Annotated in this window: 1 pseudogene; it reads right to left on the bottom strand. The window is 77.0% G+C overall.

What is annotated here, in order from left to right:
• Nucleotides 1-818 (bottom strand): annotated as a pseudogene (locus ESP51_RS20805) (hypothetical protein); the annotation flags it as partial.
• Nucleotides 819-840: the final 22 nt, after the last annotated feature.

The raw sequence follows: 840 nt of genomic DNA, 5'->3' as shown, positions 1-840 counted from the left end.
GGCCACACGGGCGGCGCAGTGGGCGGCGGCACCTGCTGCGCGGGCGGCACTGGTGGCGGCACCTGCTGCGCGGGTGGCGCGGCGGGCGAAGCTGGCGGCGTGGGCCCAGCCGGATCGGGCTCGTTGAGCGCCGACCAGAGCTCGGCATCGTAGTTCGGCAGTTGCGACCGTCGGGCCGCTCGCTCCTCCCAAGTGGGAGGGGCGGTGTCGGGCGCGATCGGATGCTGCACCGGCGTGAACGACTGCCGGGCGACCGGCGGCGGGGTGTAGTCGGCGAACGGCGACTCGGGCGGAGGCACGCGATCGGCAGGCGCGGCGGGCGGCACCGCGGGCGGATCAGCCGCCGGGGGAGTCGCAGACGTGGAGGCGGCCGGCGTCGTGGCATCCGATGGGGTCAACGGCTGCGACAGGTTGCGGAATGCAGCCCGGAGGGCGTCCTCCGAATCCAGTTCGTTCGAGCCCCAGGTGAGGGCGAACGGCGCCGTCGGCGTGACCGGTCCGGGCGGTGTCTCGGGTACGTGGGAAACCGGCGGAATCGGCGCCGCGGGAGGCCGGGCGTCCTGAGCCGGAGCGATGGGCGGCACCTGCTGGGCAGGCGGCACCGGCGTCGGAGTGACGGGCGGAGCCTGCGGGGCCTGCGGAGCCTGCCGGGCGGCCTGAGCCGGAGTCGGTGCTGCCGTCGGCGCGACGGGCGGCGTCGGGGGAACCGCCGCCTGACCCACGGGAGGCTCAACCTCGGTCAGGTACACGGGAGCGGCCGGCGGCGCGACCGGTGGAACCGGCGGGATCGGCGTCGGCGGCGTCGCGGGGGGCGGCACCGGCGGAGCAGCGGGACGCCCG

The sequence above is a fragment of the Agromyces albus genome (genome assembly GCF_004134825.1).
Taxonomy (GTDB): Bacteria; Actinomycetota; Actinomycetes; order Actinomycetales; family Microbacteriaceae; genus Agromyces; species Agromyces albus.
This window is presented reverse-complemented; position numbering and strand designations above follow the sequence as displayed.